Origin of the sequence: Spirosoma validum (genome assembly GCF_014699035.1) — a bacterium.
In the GTDB taxonomy this organism is placed as follows: Bacteria; Bacteroidota; Bacteroidia; order Cytophagales; family Spirosomataceae; genus Spirosoma; species Spirosoma validum.
In genome coordinates this window covers 1198019-1216388 of record NZ_JACXAA010000001.1, presented here as the reverse complement: position 1 = coordinate 1216388, position 18370 = coordinate 1198019, and the positions used below count along the sequence as shown (strand labels likewise).

The window sequence follows — 18370 nt, the reverse complement described above, 5'->3', positions numbered from 1 at the left end:
TGTTGAAAAGATAAAACGTGATCGAAATCTGATACGTTAGCAACAAAAAACCGCTCACCTTCGTGCCAGGTGAGCGGTTTAAAATGAGGGTTAGATTTACTTGCTAACCTTCTGCAGATACTGATTCGCTTCCTTTTTATAAAATAGATTGTAGTTGGGAGTGACGGAACGTAGCACCTCAACCTGCTTAGTTTTGTTCTGTAGATTCGTTGAATCAAAGAAAGCGGGCGTACTGTGTTTCGTTGATTTAGCTGCTTCGGCCTGCCGCTTCGGATCTTCTTCCTGCTGCTTCAGTGCTTTTTCCGATTCAAGAAGGCGGGTCAAAATTTCGTTCTGACGATTGATAAGATTTGGATTCACACGCTTGTTCACGAGATCCGTTTCCGATTCATCCATCTTCTCGAGCAAGTCTTTAATCTGTTTTTCCTGCTGCTTACCCGCTTCGGTGCCTTTCGCATTCTCCTCCATCTTCTTTAACATCTGGCGAATCATGGCTTGCTCAGCCGCCATTTGTGACAACTCTTCGGAAAGGCCCCTACCCGTCTTGCCGCCTTTTTGCATCTGCTGCATTTTGCCATTTAACTTTTTTTGCATCTCGCCCATTTCCCCCTCACCTGGCTTATTCCCTTTTTTACTGCCTTTCCCTTTCCCAGGCATGGCCATCGCGTTCATTTGCTGCTGCATATTTTTTAGCACATCACTCAGCATGAGTGCTAAATTATTGATCGACGTCATAGCAAATTGCTGTTTAGAAGAAGCCATGCTCAACCGACGATCCCGTAACTGCTGAACGCTTTCGTCCATGTAAGACTTCATGTTCGTTAGTTCACGCGTAACGAATGATTGAATTTGGACGACCCGACTGGCCAGTGCATTCAGACTATCTTCAATGATTTTAGCGTCGTCCTGAAGCTTCAACTGCTCCTGTGAAAGCTTCGTAACGCGGGGGTCCTGCAAGCTCATTCCCCGAAAATCTTTCATCACCCGCTCCTGTCCGAAAGACAACGTAATAAGATTATCGAGGATATTACGAAGGTCGTCCATGTTTTCCTGCATCTCTTCCATCTCCGAAGATTGCATGGATTCCTTCATGGCTTTGCTCATAGCACGCATCGATTTGGCCGACTTTTTCTGCTTGGAAGAAGCCTGTTTACTCTGCTTGCTCTTCATATCTTTGGCCGCTTCCTGCATGTCCTTCTCAATATCCTTCTGATCGCTTTCGGACGTTTCGGGTTTGTTCAGATCATCTTTCTCAGCTTGCTTCTCAATCTCTTTAAGCTGGTCCTGCGTGTTCTTAAAATCCTCCTGAGACTTCTCTTGCTGGTTCTGTTGCTCTTGAGAAGCCTCATCTTTCTTCGCACTTTCTTCGGCTTGCTTCTCCAGATTCTCGGCCTGTTTCTCCAGATTCTCGGCTATGTTATTAACCTTCTGCTCCAACTGCATTTGCTTGAACAGCTTCAAAGCGCGGTCCAAATCCCGCTCCATGTTACGTTCTTTTTTGCTCAATTTGTCGAGCATGTCCGACGCTTTCTCGTCCTGCTTACGTTCGAGTAGCTGCTTCAATTGCTCATACAATTGCTTTGATTCAGGGTCCAAAAGTTCGTTGAATAACTTTTGAAGTTGCTCCATTTTATCCTGCATCGCCTGATTTTTTTCGGCAAAACGTTGCTGCGTATCGTTCGTTTTCTGGAACTGCTCCTGCAATTTCTGGATCTCTTTCAGCAGCTCTTCCCGCTTTTGCAGTACGTCCTGAAGTTGTTTTTTATCCTGAAAATCGGATGATTTTTTGGTTCGCATCCGGTCTTCCATCTGGGTCAATTCCTTCTTAATGGCTTGTGTTTTGCTCAGCGCATTGTCAATCTGCTGCTCAGTTTTATTGGCCGATTCATCGACCTGTTTCTGAATTTCGGCATTTGAGGGAATAACAAAATTCAACTGATTCGACCGGCTGGACTTAGGACCATTGACGCCATCGTTGTCCCAAACCTGCACGAAATACTCGAGCCGATCTTCCTGCCCAAGCTTCAAACTATCGAGCGACCAGTTGTAAACGAAGTTCTGGGACGTAGTGGAACGGTTGACGGGAATGTCTTTTACATACGAAGGAGATGCCTTTCCATTACGGCTAATCTTGTAATTAAGACGAAGTTTAGAGAAGCCATAATCGTCCGAAACCAAACCAGAAAGGGCAATGTAATTATACGTAACCGTGTCCTGAATCCGGTCAACGGAGATCTGCGGATAGCGATCTGGAATGACCTGAACGTTGTATTGAATGGTCGAAGGAGCCGCAATCTGCCCGTTCTTCAGCGATACGGTGTAAGCCGAATTTTGCATAACCCGACGATTCAACGAGAACGTATTGTTCTCAATCAGACGAGCTGGTGTAGGTCTTGGATCGGTATTAAATCGAAATAGAAGCGAGTCAGTATGGTCGGCGGCAAACTCCCAATTAACGACTGTTCCCTGGGGTACGAGTAGGTTACCAACGTTAGAAAGTTGCTCAGTTGGCTTGTTTAAATAAGCCGGATAATTGAGTTTTACGTTAAAAGATAGAACGGCTGGACGGTCAATTAATGAGACTTTGTAGGTAGGCGAATTGAACCCGGCGGCTTCCAGATGAAAGTCCAGATCGCGCTGAAGGTTGTCAAAATTGTAGGTGAAACGATCTCCTGATTGATCCAGTTTGAAGCGTGTACCATTCGCCACTACGTATACAGCCTGAGGAAGTGCGTCGCCAGTAAGCTTCACGGATAACGGGAAATCTTCATTACGGAAGGCTTTCATCGACTTGTTCTGAACTACAAATTGAAACGGCGCTTCCTCGACAAACTCCTGATTGTAGTTAACCAGCCGTGTCGATGACTTCGTAAAAAAGGCAGGATTGATTAAGAGAATTAGGAGAATCAACGCCAATGGCGGAATGGCATATTTCAGAAATTGCCGGTTCCGGCTGATCTGAATAGCGCTGGCAAACCTATTAATAAGGAGTTGCTGCGACCGCTGATTCAAGCTTGCTTGGAGCAAATCACTCTGGTCAGATGAGATACGCTGGAGCTGAAGCGTGTTCAGTAACTTATCACCTACCTCCGGAAAAAACGTACCGATCTGCTGAGCAGCTTCGTCATTCGACAACGGTTTATTGAGTCCGTACAAACTCATCAGCGGGCGAACAATCAGCAAATACAAGCCGACCAGAGCCGTTAGCAGAAAGCCAAAAAACAAGGCTCCTCGACCAGCGGAATTGAATCGACCAATGAATTCAGCCGTGTTGATAAAGAGATACCCCGTGCCAAGCAAGGCGACAAAAAATAAACTCCCCTTCACCAACTGGTTCTGGAAGTAGCGTTTTTTATACTCGTCGATGCGTTGCAACAGCGTTGAGTAAGCAGTTGATGATTGCATAGAATTCAGATTGATCGAGTTAAACTAAGAGCGTTTCAAAATACTGAATAACGTGTTGCTTCAAGAAATTTTCCTGGGCCAGCAGGTCTCCGTATGGGAGCGGTTTAGCCAACGTCCATTGAGGCCACCCGTCCTTGTCATACCCATCAAATGTGTAATAGCCGGACTGACTCAACACCCGGCAAACCGCAATATGCATCAGATCCTGTTTCGCTTCCTTAGAGAAGCGTTTGGGGCCTGTACCCAACTCCTGCACGCCAATCAAAAACAGAACAGCGTTGAGATCAACGGGTCGTTTACCAACCAATTGCTGCAATTGGTTAAGTAACTCTTCCCAGGATTTATCTATACTTTTTTCTTCCACAACGTTCGCTAAATTATTCTTCTCCCTAAATTACAACGTTTTATAGTTATCTAACGAACGTTAACGATGTTTCGATTTATTCGAGCGTTTATTGTCGATTTTATTGATCTTCTGTTCCCTACCTTATGCCTGGGTTGCAGTCAGTCGTTAAGCGCAAACGAAAAAGTCTTGTGCACCCGATGCCGAATAAGCTTGCCAGAAACGGGTCAACATCGCGATCCGTATGACCAAAACCATCTCCTGAATAAGTTTGCTGGTAAAGTGCCTATCCGCTTTTTATCCTCTTACGTTTACTTTACCAAAGGCGGCATTGTTCAAAAACTAATTCATGGAATTAAATACAAAGGCCAAAAAGAAGCGGCTAAAGAAATTGCCGGTTGGTATGGTCATCAGTTAAAATTGGAAAGCAAGCTAACCGATGAAATAGACGTAGTAATTGGCGTACCGTTGCATAGGAGTCGCCTACAGCAACGCGGCTACAATCAGGCTGATTTGATAGCAGAAGGATTAGCAGAAGCCCTGGACGTACCAGTACGTGCTGACATCTTAATTCGCAGCCGGTTCAAAGAATCGCAGACTCACAAGAATCGTTTGGAACGGTGGGAAAATGTGAGCACCGTTTTCGCCGTCGTTAATCAAAACGAAGTAAAAGACAAGAACGTAGTGATTGTGGATGACGTACTAACTACGGGTGCTACAATAGAGGCCTGTGCTGCTGAATTAATCAAGGCGGGGTGCAAGTCAGTTGGCGTACTGACATTGGCAACAACGAAATAAGGTATCACGGGCTTTAGTCCGTTTTAATAATTCCATTTATAACTCAAAACGGGCTAAAGCTGGAACGCCAGCCCGGCCGAGGACACCACAAAAAAGCGGCCATCCATTTCTGAATGACCGCTTATATAATCGAAAATCGTTTTTCTTATTTGTTACGGCCTACACCGATCATGGCGCAACGGAAACCAATCATGGCCGTAGCTGAATCCTGATCTAAGAACCGACGTGTACCGGGCGATAACCAATACGCTACGTCGTTCCAGGAACCGCCTTTATAAACGCGCAGTTTGTCGTCAATCAGCGATTGCTTGTTCTTGGTGTCATAAGTTTTTGCATCATCCATATACCCATTCCGTCGGATCGGGTTCAAGTCGTTTACATCCTGATACGAAAGAGGACGATACACGTCATACACCCATTCGTTTACGTTACCAGCCATGTTATACAGACCGAAATCATTGGCAGGATACGCGTAGATTTCAGCTGTGATAATAGCACCATCATTCGAGCGACCAGCGATACCAGCGTAGTCACCGCGACCCCGTTTGAAGTTCGCCAGCATCTGACCTTGTTTCCGGCCTTTCTTAGGGTTCCGAACCGATGAACCATCCCACGGATAAATCCGCTGATTGATTTGATTCTCGTCCATATATTGTGTTCCTATAAGGGCTTTCGCTGCGTATTCCCACTCAGCCTCGGTTGGCAGACGATAATCAGGCAGAATCATACCACTTTCAAGACTTGGTTTTGCTGGAGCCGCTGACGTAGCTTCCGCTAAAGCAGGTTCTTCAACTGCTTTTGATTTACGCTTTAGTGAGAAACCACCACCTTTTTTCTTAGGAGCACCACCTTTTGCCATTTCGTTGTTTACGGCATTTGAGCGCCAAACAGCATAATCACTGGCTTGCACCCACGATACACCTACAACCGGATAATAACGGAAAGCCGGATAACGCATGTACTGCGTTACGTAAGAGTCATTAAACGACATGGGGTTTGCCCAAACAGTCGTGTCAGGCAAAGCAGCTTTAACGACTTCTTCCGATGAATCGCGGGTAATTGCGTTTAGGTATTCGAGATAGTGAACGTTGGCCATCTCGGTTTCATCCATATAAAAGGATTGAATCGAAACAGTACGTTCGCGGTTATCGCGGCTATTCATTACGTCCTCTTCAAGGGCGCCCATCGTAAACCGGCCACCTTCAATGAAAACGAGGTTCGGACCAGCTTTCTGTCCCGCAAATTTCTTAACCTGGAAACCGTCTTTCTGGTTGTAAGCAATCCCCGTCGCCGTACTCTTCTTACCGGGCTGCACACTGGTCGGGTGCTTGGACTTACAGGATGCCAGGGCCGCCATCGCTAGCAGCACATAAGCCGCTCGTTGCAGGTGATACTTTTGAATCATTGTTCTATTTTGTGTAAAACGTAGGTGCAAAATTAGATAAAAGATATAAGACTTTAGAAGAAGGACTTCATAATCAGGCTAAATTCTCTGAAAATCTTGTATCATACTTCGTTGGTCTTACTTCGTCATCGCGCCCAGAATCTCATCCAGTTGTTCAACCGAAAACACGTCGGTATGGGTGAAAATGGGCCGTCCCTTCGATTCTTTCAGTGAACATTTAGCCGGGTTGCGCTTGATGTAGTCAATTACCTTGCCAAACTGATCAGACTTGAAGAACTCGTCGTTCCCGTTAGAAACGAAGTACCCTTTCAGGATATTATTCTTCAGGGTTAGTTTTTCAAGGTATAATTGTTCCGCTTTCCAGCGAACGTTGACCATTTTGATCAGGTTTTCTACCTCTTCGGGCAACGGACCGAACCGGTCGAGTACTTCCTGCCGGAATGTCTGCAGCTCATCCGGGTTCTGCAGACTGTCCAGGCGAGTATATAACGCCAGTCGTTCGGATATATTGGAGACGTAGCGTTCGGGAATAACAACCTGTAAGTCAGTCTCGATAACTGTGTCAGGAAGAGCCAGTTTTAGGTCGCCGGGTTTGGTCTCGAATAGGTCTTTAAATTCACTTTCGCGCAGTTCCTGAATAGCTTCATCGAGCACTTTATGGTACATCTCAAAACCGAGGTCATTCACGAAACCACTCTGCTCAGCACCCAGTAAATTTCCGGCACCTCGTATATCCAGGTCACGCATAGCGATTTTAAAGCCTTCTCCGAGGTCCGAAAAGTCTTCAAGAGTCTGGAGTCGTTTGCGCGCGTCGGCTGTTAGAATCGAAGGCGGTGGCGTCAGCAGATAACAGAACGCTTTTCGATTTGAGCGCCCTACCCGACCGCGCATCTGGTGAAGATCCGACAAGCCGAAATAGTGGGCATTATTGATCAGAATCGTGTTCGCATTCGGAATGTCCAGTCCAGATTCGATAATGTTGGTCGATACCAGTACGTCGTAATCGCCCTCGATAAAGCGCGTCATGATACGTTCTAAGCGGTCGCCTTCCATCTGACCATGTGCGATTCCCACGCGCGCTTCTGGCACTAGACGCATAATCAGATTACCAATGGATTCAATGTCGTTCACGCGGTTGTGTACGAAGAACACTTGCCCCCCACGTCGAACCTCTGAGCTTACTGCATCACGAATCGTGGCTTCGTTATACGGATGAACTTCTGTCGTTACAGGTTGGCGATTGGGTGGAGGTGTCGCTATGACAGACAAGTCGCGCGCGCCCATAAGCGAGAAGTGCAGCGTACGAGGAATTGGCGTAGCGGTGAGCGTCAGTACGTCCACTTCAACACGCATTTCTTTCAGGCGATCTTTCGTTTTTACGCCAAACTTTTGCTCTTCGTCAATGACGAGCAAGCCCAAATCTTTGAATTTGATGTCTTTGTTAACAATCCGGTGGGTGCCGATCAGGATACCGATTTCGCCCGATGCTACGCCCTTCAGAATCTCTTTTACCTGAGCCGTCGACCGAAATCGGTTGATGTATTCAATCTTCACGGGAAAGTCCGCCATACGTTCGCTAAACGTCTTAAAATGCTGCATAGCGAGGATCGTTGTCGGGACCAGCACTGCAACCTGCTTGTTGTCCGTTACAGCTTTAAAAGCGGCCCGAATAGCCACCTCCGTTTTACCAAAGCCCACATCGCCACAAACGAGCCGATCCATTGGGTGCGGCCGTTCCATGTCGTCTTTTACGTCGTTGGTTGCTTTCGCCTGATCGGGGGTATCTTCGTAGATAAACGACGATTCAAGTTCGGCCTGTAAAAAGCTATCGCGGCTGTACGCATAACCCGGAGCGGTTCTGCGTTTGGCATAGAGCGCAATCAATTCACGGGCAATATCTTTGACCTGTTTGCGAATCCGGGACTTTTTCTGCTCCCACTCCTGCGAGCCGAGCTTGCTCATGGTCGGTGGACCCCCTTCTTTTCCGCTGTATTTAGCGATCTTGTGCAAACTGTGGATACTGACCAACAGGATGTCGTTATCGCGGTAGATGAGCCGTATGGCCTCTTGCAGATTTCCGGCGTGATCGACTTTTTCCAAACCCGCAAACCGACCGATACCATAATCGACGTGCGTTACGTAATCGCCGGGCTGGAGGGTCTTTAATTCACGTAGCGTTAGAGCTTTCGACTTCGAAAACTTGTCCTGAACGCGGTATTTGTAATAGCGATCAAAAATCTGGTGATCCGTAAAACAGGCGATTTTCAGCGCATCGTCCATAAACCCTTCGCGGAGTCCGATATTCATCGGCTGGAACGTAACGAATGGGTCAAGTTCCTCGAAAATCGTTCGGAGTCGGTCAAGTTGTTTGAAAGATTCAGCCGCAATGATGTTGGTAAAACCTTTGGCCTGATTATCGCCTAACGTATCGACCAGGCGTTTGAAATCCTTGTTGAATGACGGCTGCGGCTTTGAATTGTACTGCTGCCGGCCTTCCGTCTTGAAATAAAATTTACGTCCAAACTCAACCGTCCGAAACTTTTTCAGCTCATTCAGAAATGTCCGGCGTGTCTCGAATAAAGCGCCGGGATCGGATATAATCTGAATTCCCCCACTATTGGCTACGATCGTCGCAAAACTCTGTTCGGTTTTTTCGTAACACTTCTCAATAATTTCAAGTGTAAACTCAATGTCCTTGGCCCAGATGGTTGTGGCTTCGGGCAGGAAATCGAAAAAAGGTTCGCGCGTTTCTTCGACGAGCTTGGTCTGGATGTTCGGAATAATGTTGATGAACTCAACCGGGTCTGTTGATAACTGCGATTCGGGATTAAACTTGCGGATGCTTTCGACCTCGTCATCGAACAAATCAATCCGAAACGGGAATTCACTGGCGAATGAAAACACATCGATGATTCCCCCACGTACCGAAAACTGCCCAGCCTCGTAGACAAAATCGGTCTTCTCGAATTCGTATGAATTGAGCAGTTCAGCCACAAAGTTTGTGTCCAGCTTCTCTCCTATCCGAATCGTCAATGTATTGGCCTGCAAAGAACGTTTGTTGATAACTTTCTCCGATAAGGCTTCGGGATACGTGACCATCAGCAAACCATCCTTCGGTGCTGGATTCAATTTGTTCAGCACTTCAGCCCGCATCAATACGTTCGCATTCTCAACTTCTTCGTACAGATACGGCTTTTTGTACGACATTGGAAACAGCAACACTTCCCGACCAAGCAGGTTTTGCAGATCGTTGAAGAAGTAAGCCGCTTCGTCGCGGTCGGTCAGAACGTAAAGGTGATTGCCGCCGACGGACTTAAAAATAGAGGATGCCAGCACAGCGTCCAGACTACCCGCCAGTCCTTTAATTTGCAACCGCTGAGGTTCGGCAGAAGGCTTTCGGCTAAAGGGTTCAGCCAGTAATTTTATAAAACTATCGTCGGCATAAAGGCCGAGTAATTCAGCTGGTTTCAAGCGAAATTCAGGTTGTAAGTCAAACACCAAAAGCCGCTGGAAGAACATTCCGGCGGCACATAAGGGTAACAGCAGGTTTTAAAAATTTGTTGCTTACGGACTTACTCGATTCCAATAAATCCGAAAAAGTTATCTCTTGACACAACCTGGGTTTCGATTAGATGATAAGCTTTAATAAATGATTGAGAAAATCGGGCTTTGGCCTTCGGATTCCATTTGAAATTGAAGGCTGATAAGGCTCCGTTACGTTCCTCAATGTAGTCGATTTCCTGCTGGGCGTGTGTGCGCCAGAAATACCGATCACCTTGTAGATTTTGATACGTAATGTATTTGCGACGTTCATTGATCAGGAAGTTTTCCCAAAGCAGATCGGCGTCATTTCGTTGCTCGATAGGGTTGAACTGATTGACGACGGCGTTACGTATTCCGTTATCATAAAAATAGATCTTCCGACTTTTTTTGAGTTCGTTAGACAAGGCTCGGTTGAGGCATGGCAGGCGATGAATGACGAACGCTTTCTCTAGCGCCAGGATGTATTTTTCTACGGTTTGGTTATCCAGCCCGCAGGTCTGACCCAGCTCATAATACGATACGTCCTTGCCCACTTGCCAGGCCAGTTCCTGAACCAGTTTTTCTAATTTCTCCGGCTTTAGTATTCGCTCCGAACGCACTACGTCCCGGTACAAAATGTTGTCCGTTAACTGTCGCAGCTTTGCCTGTTCATCGCCGGGATTGTTGATCACGTCCGGGTAATAGCCAAATAACAATCGCTGGTTTAATTGCCTGCTCTCTTCAAGCAGCCCGTGGTGATTGACCATCTCGCCGAACGAAAACGGAAACAGTAAGAACTCTCCTTTCCGGCCTGACGGCTCGTTCGTTTTAGCGCCCAGATTAAAGGCCGATGAGCCAATGGCAATCACCTTTACCTGCTTAAGATTGTCGGTTATGACTTTTAGGCACTGACCAATCGTTTCGATCCGCTGAGCTTCGTCAATGATGAGCGTACTGGTTTGTCCAATCAACTGTCGTAAACGAGCGGGGGTAGGCATCTGAAGTAGTTCGCCTATATCGGCGTCAGCGCCATTCCACCACGTTATTGGGGTCTCTAATTCGGTCTCTAATTCCTTAATTAAGGTAGTTTTACCAACCTGTCGAGGCCCTATTATGATGATTGATTTAACCGTTTTGGAGCTTGTTGCCCGCTTAATTAGTTCTTCTCGTAGTATGCGGTTTATCATAAATCTGCGATTGTCGCAGCAATAATAGTATTAATTTTGCGTATTGAATCGCAATTTTAATATAAAATGATAGCTTTTGCTCTTTTTAATCCAGCAGCTACTGTATTTCGCTGATCAGTTTATACGCTATAGTTTCGTTATCCAGCAGCTTGCGTATACGTGGGCTATCCTCAAAAACGATTACGATTTCTTTTTTGTCTTCCAGCTCATCGTCCGTCCATTTCCAGTCTTCGGCGGTGGCGTCCAGTACGTTTAACACGCTCCCAATTTTAGCTGGATCACGTTCTTTGCTGATAAACTCATCGGTATTGGTAAAATATAACACAATTCGCTCATCATCAAGCCATTGCAAATCATTTAGCGAGTCATTTAGCGCATCCAGACTGAACCCAAAATCAGGAATCTCAAGAAGGTCGGCTATTTCCTCATAAAACTGACGTAGTGTAATGACTTTTTTGCCGTCAATATGAGCGATAAAATAGTTGGCGAAAAGGGTTTCCAACTCGCGCTCCGACTGGCAGATAAGAATATTGGGACTCATTCGATTTTTTATATATTTTTCAGTACGAGACTTGCGTAGGGTAAAGTTCCACGTGAAACTGATTATCAAGCGATTGTATACTTATGTAACCAGCGAAAACCCGGTTACATAGCTATATTTACTGAAATCACACCTGCAAAAGTACAATTTGTGAGCAATAAAAAAACCCTCTTTTCAGGAGGGTTTTTCACGACAATTAATTCAATGAAAAGAGCGGAATTCGAGCGGCAATCATGTTGTGAAACATAAGCTCGGTAATCATCGGCGTCATGTATTTAATGAGCGGAAATTCCGAAATTGATTCCATCACTTCTAATTCTGAATCGGCTTTGAAGATGCACCAAAGCTTCTGGCGATCTACCGAAAGGGAGTAGGACAATAAAAAACCCTTCTCCATGAGTTCTTCCACTTTGAGCCGTTGGGCGGGAATGCGGTTCTCAAACCCTTCATCCAGTACAGCCGGAAGGTCAAATTCAACCATGTATTGGCTCATAAGCATTACTGTTAAGTACAGATCAGGAGACTGATTGTTGCTCTCCTGCTATCAGCAAATTAACGATGTTTAGCTCATCTTCGTTAATCGTGTGCGGAAAATTTGGATATAATTTCGTCGTTACGTTTGCTCCCATCTTCTGAAATACGTGCTCCGATTCCAAAACCCGCTCTTTCGGAACATGCGAATCACGGTCGCTGCATCCCAGAAAAATAGGTGTTTTTTCGAACGAACCTTCGTAGTTTCGGGGTGTTTCAGTCGGTCCAATTAGCCCGCCACTCAGGCCAAAAACTCCTCCGTACTCGACCGCATTACGTGCTGCGTATTCCAGCATCAGACAGGCACCCTGCGAAAAACCAAGCCAATAAATCTGGGCCATTTTAAAATTAAAGTCCGATTGTAAGCGGGCACGCAGGCTTGCCATGACTTCCAACGCCGAGGATAGATAAGGTTCATTTTCCTGGAGCGGTCGAAGAAATGAGTATGGATACCACGTATTACCCTGCGCTTCGGGAGCAATAAAAGCAAAATCTTTATCCTGAATATAGTGTGATAACGACAAGATATCATTCGCCGAACCACCCCGGCCGTGAACCATCACCATCACCTTATTGGCTTCTTCTAAAGGCTTACCAGCCGTTCGGATATTATTGGGATTATGTATCATTTTTTGTCATTCCGACGAAGGAGGAATCTTCGTAGATAAACAGTTATTGCCTCACCAGAAGATTCCTCCTTCGTCGGAATGACAAGACAGTATCATTATTTATTTAACGATTATCTCGGGTAACTCAGCTTCAATTTTTGCCCGTCGAGGTTCATATTGAGAAGGCAATTTCAGCGCTGTTCCCAATTCGGCAAGCGGCTCATCGACCGTAAAACCGGGTGGATTCGTGGCTACTTCAAACAGAATTCCACCCGGTTCGCGGAAGTAAATGCTGTTGAAATAATTGCGATCCTGAACCGGCGTTACGTGATAACCCGACTCTGCCAGCTGTTGTTGGATAATCAATTGCGTATCATCTGAATCAGTCGAGAAAGCAACGTGGTGGACTGAACCTGCGCCTTGCAGAGCGTGTACATCTTTCGGCGAATGCAACACGTCTACATAATTTCCCGGACCACCGTTACCAGCTTTGAACCGGAACCGGCCCTCCTCCTCCCCTACCAGCGTATGCTGCATAATCTCCGTCAATAGTTTCACCGTCCGATCAGGATTCAGTTCGTTTAACGTAACGGTATGAAAACCGCGAACGGCAAACTCCGCCGGAATTCGACCGTTCTCCCAACCGGGACGTTGGTCATCGTCGGTAAAGACAAGCTCAATACCCATACCGTCGAAATCTTCAAACCGCACATACGTTTCGGAGAACCGCTTATAAGGACCAGCATACGGAATGTTACGTTCGTGCAGTCGATCCATCCAGAAACGTAGCGAAGCCGTCGGTGCAGAAAAAGCGGTGTACGTCAATTGACCAACGCCTTTCCGACCGCGGGGTAAATTTCCATAAGGAAAGAACGTCAGAATCGTACCGGGCGAACCCGTTTCATTACCATAATAAAGATGGTATACATCCGGTGCATCGAAGTTGACGGTTTTCTTAACCAAACGAAGACCAAGAATATCGGTGTAGTAATCAACGTTACGTTGTGTGTCGCCAGCTAACGTCGTTACGTGATGAAGACCATTGATGAGCGTTTCCATAATCTTGAAAGTGAAAAAGGTTAAATTAATTTATTGTATCAACATTTAATGTACATACATCTAATAATAGCGAATAGTTCAAATAAAAATGTCCAGGAAATTTATCCTGGACATTTTGTTTACCTCAAAGTAATTGAACCTAAAAAAGGAAAACTCAACAAAGGGTGCTATCTACTCAGTTAAGAATGGATAATCTTTCTGCATGTACACGTCTTTGTAAGCTTCTTCGGCAGGTGGATAGGGAGACTCCTCTGCAAATTGAACAGACTCGTCCACAATACCTTTTATTTTCTGATCAATAGCAGCCAGGTCCTCTTCCGAGGCATAACCTTTTTCCAAAATAGCGGCTTTCACCTGCTCGATCGGATCGCGCATTTTATACTCTTCAACTTCTTCCTTCTTGCGGTATTTCTGAGGATCAGACATCGAATGGCCGCGATAGCGATACGTGCGGAACTCCAGGAAAGTTGGACCTTCGCCAGCACGAGCCCGTTCAGCAGCACGACTGACGGCTTCATGAACCGCTTCGACACTCATGGCATCAACCGGTTCGGAAGGCATGTCATACGCTTCGGCAATCGTGTACAAATCCGTTACGTTCGACGAGCGAGCAACAGATGTCCCCATGGCGTAGCCATTATTCTCAACAACGAAAATGACCGGTATTTTCCAGAGCATAGCCATGTTGAAAGCTTCGTGCAAAGCGCCCTGGCGAACGGCCCCATCGCCCATGAACGTAATGCAGAGATTACCCGTCTTGTTATATTTCTCAGCGAGACCAATTCCAGCGCCCATCGGAATCTGAGCACCAACGATCCCGTGGCCACCCACAAAGTTTACCGACTTATCGAAGATGTGCATCGAACCGCCTTTGCCTTTCGACGAACCCGTCTGTTTGGCAAATAACTCAGCCATTATAGCTTTTGGATCGGAGCCCAGCGCAAGCGGGATGCCGTGATCGCGATAGGCAGTGATCCATTTGTCGTCTTTTGTTAAAGCCGAATAGGAGCCCGATGAACAGGCTTCCTGACCAATGTAAAGGTGACAGAATCCTCTGATTTTCTGTTGACCATATAACTGCCCGGCTTTTTCTTCAAACTTCCGTTGCAGCTGCATGGATTCATACCAGTACATATACCGCTCTTTCGAATGCTGCGTTTTCGCGGCTTCCGGAGCCTTTCCATTTTGTTTGGCGGTTCCCCGCTCAGATTTCTCTTTGACGCTTGCCATGAGGAATGAAGTTCGATAAAATCAGCAATCGCTTGTACTGCCCTTAGGCCTATTAACCTAACAAACCGACCGTATCTTTGTTGCCAATACCAAAACGTTAGTTAATACAGAGTCTTCTGTATTGGACTGCCGCGAAATTACGCATTATCGCGTTATCCGCTACATCTATGTATCTCGAAAAACTTAGCCTGACCAATTTTAAGAACTATGAGGACGGACGATACGTGTTTGGGCGGCAGATAAACGTAATTGTAGGCCCCAATGGCAGTGGTAAAACCAATTTGTTAGACGCTGTTTATTTTCTGGCGCTTAGTAAAAGTGCTTTCCAGAACCAGGACGCATTCAGTATTTTACATGATGCCGACTATTTTATCATTGATGGCATTTTCGAGGAAGACGAACACCATAGTCAGCCAACCCGGGTACAGATTACCATCAGTCTACAACGTGGTCAGCGCAAAGTGATTATGGCTGATAAAAAGCCCTATGAACGAATCAGCGAACACATTGGTCGGTTTCCGGTCGTACTGATTGCACCGAACGATACCGATCTTGTCCGCGAACACAGTGAAGACCGGCGGCATTTTTTCGATGGAGTGCTCTCACAACTCGATCCAAATTATCTGCGGGATTACCTGATGTATCAGCAGGTGCTGAAGCAACGTAACAGTCTGCTCAAACTTTTTGCGGAGCGGAATCAGGTCGACAATGACATGCTTGATACGTATGACATTCCTCTACTCGACTTGGGACAGAAAATCCACGACCGTCGGAAACAGTTTGTCGAAGAATTCTTACCGGGCTTTCGGGAGCACTACGCCTATTTGAGCAATGAGCGCGAGATTGTGAGTATTGTGTATGAGTCGGAAGTGAGTGACCCGAATTTTGCGGAGGAATTCCGGCATTTTCGTCGACGCGATACGGTGCTGCAACGTACCACCATGGGTATTCATAAAGATGATTACTCATTTCTGATCGGCGATGGCAGCGGCCAATCTGTACCACTGAAAAAATTTGGGTCGCAGGGGCAGCAAAAAACGTTTGTCATTGCGCTGAAACTAGCCCAGTTCGATTCTCTGGAATCTGAGAAGGGAATTAAACCCATTCTGTTGCTAGACGATATCTTCGATAAGCTGGATGACCGACGTATTAGCAAGCTGATCCAGCGAATGGAAGAAGGTGCGTTTGGCCAGCTCTTTATTACAGACGCCCGTCCGGAGCGTACTCGTGAACTGCTCAACTCCGTGAAAGCCGATGTCCGCTTTTATGAGATTGGCGGTTAATCAACCCCTCAAATGACCCAATTCGGGTTTTAAGCCTCACAGGTTCATCGGCATAATCGGTCGTTTCACGCCAGTTTTTAGGCCGTTCATCATTTAATGTTAAAATGTATAGGAAACTCAGAACTATATTTGAGTTTCCGAAGTTCATCCTGCAAAAGTTCTATTTTACTTAATGAAGGAAAGAATATTAGCAGAGGCTGAGCGCTTGTTCTGGAAATATGGGATTCGTTCTGTAACGATGGAAGACATTGCTAAACAGCTGGGTATTTCAAAGAAGACAATATATCAGCATTTCAGCGACAAAGAGCAGATTTTATCCCAAGTGATCGAGACTAAAATGGGTAGAGATCAGTCAGAAATGATGTGTATGGCTATCGAAGCCGACAATCCCATAGAAGAAATCATGCACGTGATAGCGATGATACAGAAACATGCCGACCAGGTCAGCCCGAATCTGTTGATTGATCTGAAACGGCATTATCCACAGGCTTTTGCACAGTTTAGACAATATAAAGAAGGCGAAATTATGCGATCTATTCTTGAAAATATCCAAAAAGGTGTTTCTCAAGGACTATATCGATCTGACATAAATCCAGCTATTTTAGCTCGGCTACGCGTCGAACAAATAGAGCTGGCATTTAATAACGACATCTTTCCAACGGATCAGTACACCATGCCCGAAATTCAGTATGAACTGATGCATCATTTCATACGAGGTATGCTGACCGAGAAAGGCTTCACCATTTACAATCAGTATGTTAACCCGAATAATGAGTACAATCTATCTGTCTATGAAAAGAAATAGTACACTCTTGATTGCTGCGCTTTGTCTGTCGACAAGTTGGCTAAGGGTGGTGGCACAGGTGCCCACACAACCCTCGGTTGGGCAGCAGCCGACGGGAGCGGCCGGGAGTGGTCAGCAACCTGGAGCACAGCAGCCCGCTGGTACGGGTGCCGTCGTAGCAGAGCCGGGTGTTACGCCAGGAACGGGTGTTGTCGTACCTGGGCAGCCAAATACTAGTGCAGCTGGTGCAGTTCCTTCCTTGAATCCAGCGACTGGGCCGGTGAATCTTCAGCCTAACGTTATTTCGAATTTCAATTCGGGATTAGGACTTGCACCAACGGGACTACGTCCGTCAAATCAACAATCTAATGGTAAGTCCTTTACATTACAGGAAGCAATTGACTTTGCTATTCAAAAGAATGTTAATGTACGGAACAGTCAACTCGATGCTATAAGCGCCGAAGCACGTATCAAGGAAACGAAAGCTGGGGCCTTGCCTCAGGTTGCCGGTAGTGCTTCGCTCACCGATAACCTAATTATCCAGCGGGCGTTTTTACCAGCTAACTTTTTCGATCAAAATGCGTCACCGGATGCGCCTGCCGTACCGGTTCAGTTTGGAGTGAATTATGCAGGTAATGCAACCGTCAACTTAAATCAGGTTATCTATAGCGCCAGCTTAAATGTTGGTTTGCGGGCAGCCGCTACGTATCGTGAACTGGCTCAGCGGAATCTGCAGTCTAGCAAGGTAACCGTGGCTGAGCAGGTCGCCAAAGCCTATTACGGAGTGTTGGTTGCCGTAGAACGAGCTAAATTGCTGGATTACAACATTGGCCGTCTGGATACATTGTTCAATGAAACGAAGGCGATGAACCAGCAGGGATTCGTCGAAAAGCTGGATGTGCAACGGCTGGAGGTGCAAGCTAACAACCTGCGCGCCGAACGGCAGAACGTACAGAATCTGATTGAGTTGAGTTACACCCTGCTAAAGTTCCAGATGGGTTTGGGCGTTAATGATGAAATCGCCTTGTCGGAGCAACTTCAGGATCGTTCTGTTGAGGATTTGCGGCCATTGATTTCGCCTGATCCCACATTTCAGTACCAAAGCCGGATCGAATATTCCACATTGGAAACGCAGATCAAACTGGCTGAACAGGATATCGAATTGACACAGAAAGGCTATTACCCATCGGTGTCTGGATTTGCCAATTACGGCTATAATAGTGGCCGTAACGTTTTCAGCCAGCTGATTACTGCTCCCTGGCTTAACTTCGGAACGGTAGGTCTGAGTTTACAGGTACCCATTTTTGATGGGTTTCAGAAGCGGTATCAAATCGCGCAGAAGCGCATTACGTTGCAGAAGGCTCAAAATAATGGTGAACTGTTACGTAACTCGATCGATCTGCAAATCCGGCAGGCGAGCATTACCCTGAACAACGGTTTGCAAACGCTGCAAACCCAGCAACGTAACCGCGATCTGGCGCAGGAAATTGTTCGTGTATCGCAGATCAAATACAAAGAAGGCGTTGGTTCAAGTATTGAAGTGCAGAACGCAGAAGCATCGCTCCGCGAGGCACAAACCAACTACTTCTCATCGCTCTATGATTTTTTAATCGCGAAAGTAGATCAGGATCGGTCTCTTGGCCGGCTCTATGTAGGAAACTAAAATATAAAAAC

General features: G+C 46.2%; 14 protein-coding genes. 4 read left to right on the top strand and 10 right to left on the bottom strand.

The window, feature by feature from the left end; all coding sequences use genetic code 11:
* Positions 1–96: 96 nt before the first annotated feature.
* Complete coding sequence (locus IC230_RS04850; RefSeq protein ID WP_191037820.1) at positions 97–3405, bottom strand: DUF4175 family protein; 3309 nt, start codon at positions 3403–3405, stop codon at positions 97–99.
* Positions 3406–3424: 19 nt separating this feature from the next.
* A complete protein-coding gene (locus IC230_RS04845; RefSeq protein WP_191037819.1) occupies positions 3425–3769 on the bottom strand; it encodes a hypothetical protein in 345 nt (114 codons plus the stop codon).
* Positions 3770–3835: 66 nt separating this feature from the next.
* On the opposite strand from IC230_RS04845, the gene IC230_RS04840 reads away from it, so the two are divergent.
* A complete protein-coding gene (locus IC230_RS04840; protein WP_191037818.1) occupies positions 3836–4546 on the top strand; it encodes a ComF family protein in 711 nt (236 codons plus the stop codon).
* 145 nt (positions 4547–4691) lie between these two features.
* Here IC230_RS04840 and gldJ read toward each other — a convergent pair whose 3' ends face one another.
* From gldJ to pdhA, 8 genes are all read right to left on the bottom strand, one after another.
* A complete protein-coding gene (gldJ, locus tag IC230_RS04835) occupies positions 4692–5951 on the bottom strand; it encodes a gliding motility lipoprotein GldJ (protein ID WP_191037817.1) in 1260 nt (419 codons plus the stop codon).
* Positions 5952–6068: 117 nt separating this feature from the next.
* Entirely contained in the window at positions 6069–9422 is a 3354-nt protein-coding gene (gene mfd, locus IC230_RS04830; protein WP_191037816.1) for a transcription-repair coupling factor, read from the bottom strand.
* Positions 9423–9523: 101 nt separating this feature from the next.
* Positions 9524–10660 carry an ATP-binding protein gene (locus IC230_RS04825; protein ID WP_191037815.1) on the bottom strand — a complete coding sequence of 379 codons (1137 nt, stop codon included), beginning with the start codon at positions 10658–10660 and terminating at the stop codon, positions 9524–9526.
* A gap of 97 nt (positions 10661–10757) precedes the next feature.
* The gene (locus IC230_RS04820) at positions 10758–11201 is read right to left on the bottom strand and encodes a barstar family protein (protein WP_191037814.1); all 444 of its coding nucleotides are present in this window, start codon (positions 11199–11201) and stop codon (positions 10758–10760) included.
* Positions 11202–11397: 196 nt separating this feature from the next.
* Positions 11398–11694, bottom strand: a complete 297-nt coding sequence (locus tag IC230_RS04815; protein WP_191037813.1) for a muconolactone Delta-isomerase family protein — start codon at positions 11692–11694, stop codon at positions 11398–11400.
* Positions 11695–11716: 22 nt separating this feature from the next.
* Entirely contained in the window at positions 11717–12361 is a 645-nt protein-coding gene (locus IC230_RS04810) for an alpha/beta hydrolase (protein ID WP_191037812.1), read from the bottom strand.
* A 99-nt stretch (positions 12362–12460) separates the two neighbouring features.
* Positions 12461–13399, bottom strand: coding sequence for a ring-cleaving dioxygenase (locus IC230_RS04805; protein WP_191037811.1), 939 nt, complete (start codon positions 13397–13399; stop codon positions 12461–12463).
* 171 nt (positions 13400–13570) lie between these two features.
* Positions 13571–14629 (bottom strand): pyruvate dehydrogenase (acetyl-transferring) E1 component subunit alpha, encoded by a 1059-nt coding sequence (pdhA, locus tag IC230_RS04800; protein ID WP_191037810.1) that lies wholly within the window; start codon positions 14627–14629, stop codon positions 13571–13573.
* Positions 14630–14796: 167 nt separating this feature from the next.
* Between pdhA and recF the strand changes: the two genes are divergently transcribed.
* The 3 genes from recF to IC230_RS04785 all read left to right on the top strand — a co-directional run bounded on the left by recF (position 14797) and on the right by IC230_RS04785 (position 18359).
* Entirely contained in the window at positions 14797–15912 is a 1116-nt protein-coding gene (gene recF, locus IC230_RS04795) for a DNA replication/repair protein RecF (RefSeq protein ID WP_191037809.1), read from the top strand.
* A 172-nt stretch (positions 15913–16084) separates the two neighbouring features.
* Positions 16085–16717, top strand: coding sequence for a TetR/AcrR family transcriptional regulator (locus IC230_RS04790; protein WP_191037808.1), 633 nt, complete (start codon positions 16085–16087; stop codon positions 16715–16717).
* Complete coding sequence (locus tag IC230_RS04785; protein WP_191037807.1) at positions 16704–18359, top strand: TolC family protein; 1656 nt, start codon at positions 16704–16706, stop codon at positions 18357–18359. The genes IC230_RS04790 and IC230_RS04785 overlap by 14 nt, the downstream gene beginning before the upstream one ends.
* Positions 18360–18370 lie beyond the last annotated feature (11 nt).

What these genes read in the sequence shown, in the direction of transcription:
- IC230_RS04840 (WP_191037818.1), top strand. Translation starts at nt 3,836, where the DNA reads ATGTTTCGATTTATTCGAGCGTTTATTGTCGATTTTATTGATCTTCTG.
- recF (WP_191037809.1), top strand. Translation starts at nt 14,797, where the DNA reads ATGTATCTCGAAAAACTTAGCCTGACCAATTTTAAGAACTATGAGGAC.
- gldJ (WP_191037817.1), bottom strand. Translation starts at nt 5,951, where the DNA reads ATGATTCAAAAGTATCACCTGCAACGAGCGGCTTATGTGCTGCTAGCG.
- IC230_RS04825 (WP_191037815.1), bottom strand. Translation starts at nt 10,660, where the DNA reads ATGATAAACCGCATACTACGAGAAGAACTAATTAAGCGGGCAACAAGC.
- IC230_RS04850 (WP_191037820.1), bottom strand. Translation starts at nt 3,405, where the DNA reads ATGCAATCATCAACTGCTTACTCAACGCTGTTGCAACGCATCGACGAG.
- IC230_RS04790 (WP_191037808.1), top strand. Translation starts at nt 16,085, where the DNA reads ATGAAGGAAAGAATATTAGCAGAGGCTGAGCGCTTGTTCTGGAAATAT.
- IC230_RS04815 (WP_191037813.1), bottom strand. Translation starts at nt 11,694, where the DNA reads ATGAGCCAATACATGGTTGAATTTGACCTTCCGGCTGTACTGGATGAA.
- IC230_RS04810 (WP_191037812.1), bottom strand. Translation starts at nt 12,361, where the DNA reads ATGATACATAATCCCAATAATATCCGAACGGCTGGTAAGCCTTTAGAA.
- IC230_RS04785 (WP_191037807.1), top strand. Translation starts at nt 16,704, where the DNA reads ATGAAAAGAAATAGTACACTCTTGATTGCTGCGCTTTGTCTGTCGACA.
- pdhA (WP_191037810.1), bottom strand. Translation starts at nt 14,629, where the DNA reads ATGGCAAGCGTCAAAGAGAAATCTGAGCGGGGAACCGCCAAACAAAAT.
- IC230_RS04820 (WP_191037814.1), bottom strand. Translation starts at nt 11,201, where the DNA reads ATGAGTCCCAATATTCTTATCTGCCAGTCGGAGCGCGAGTTGGAAACC.
- IC230_RS04805 (WP_191037811.1), bottom strand. Translation starts at nt 13,399, where the DNA reads ATGGAAACGCTCATCAATGGTCTTCATCACGTAACGACGTTAGCTGGC.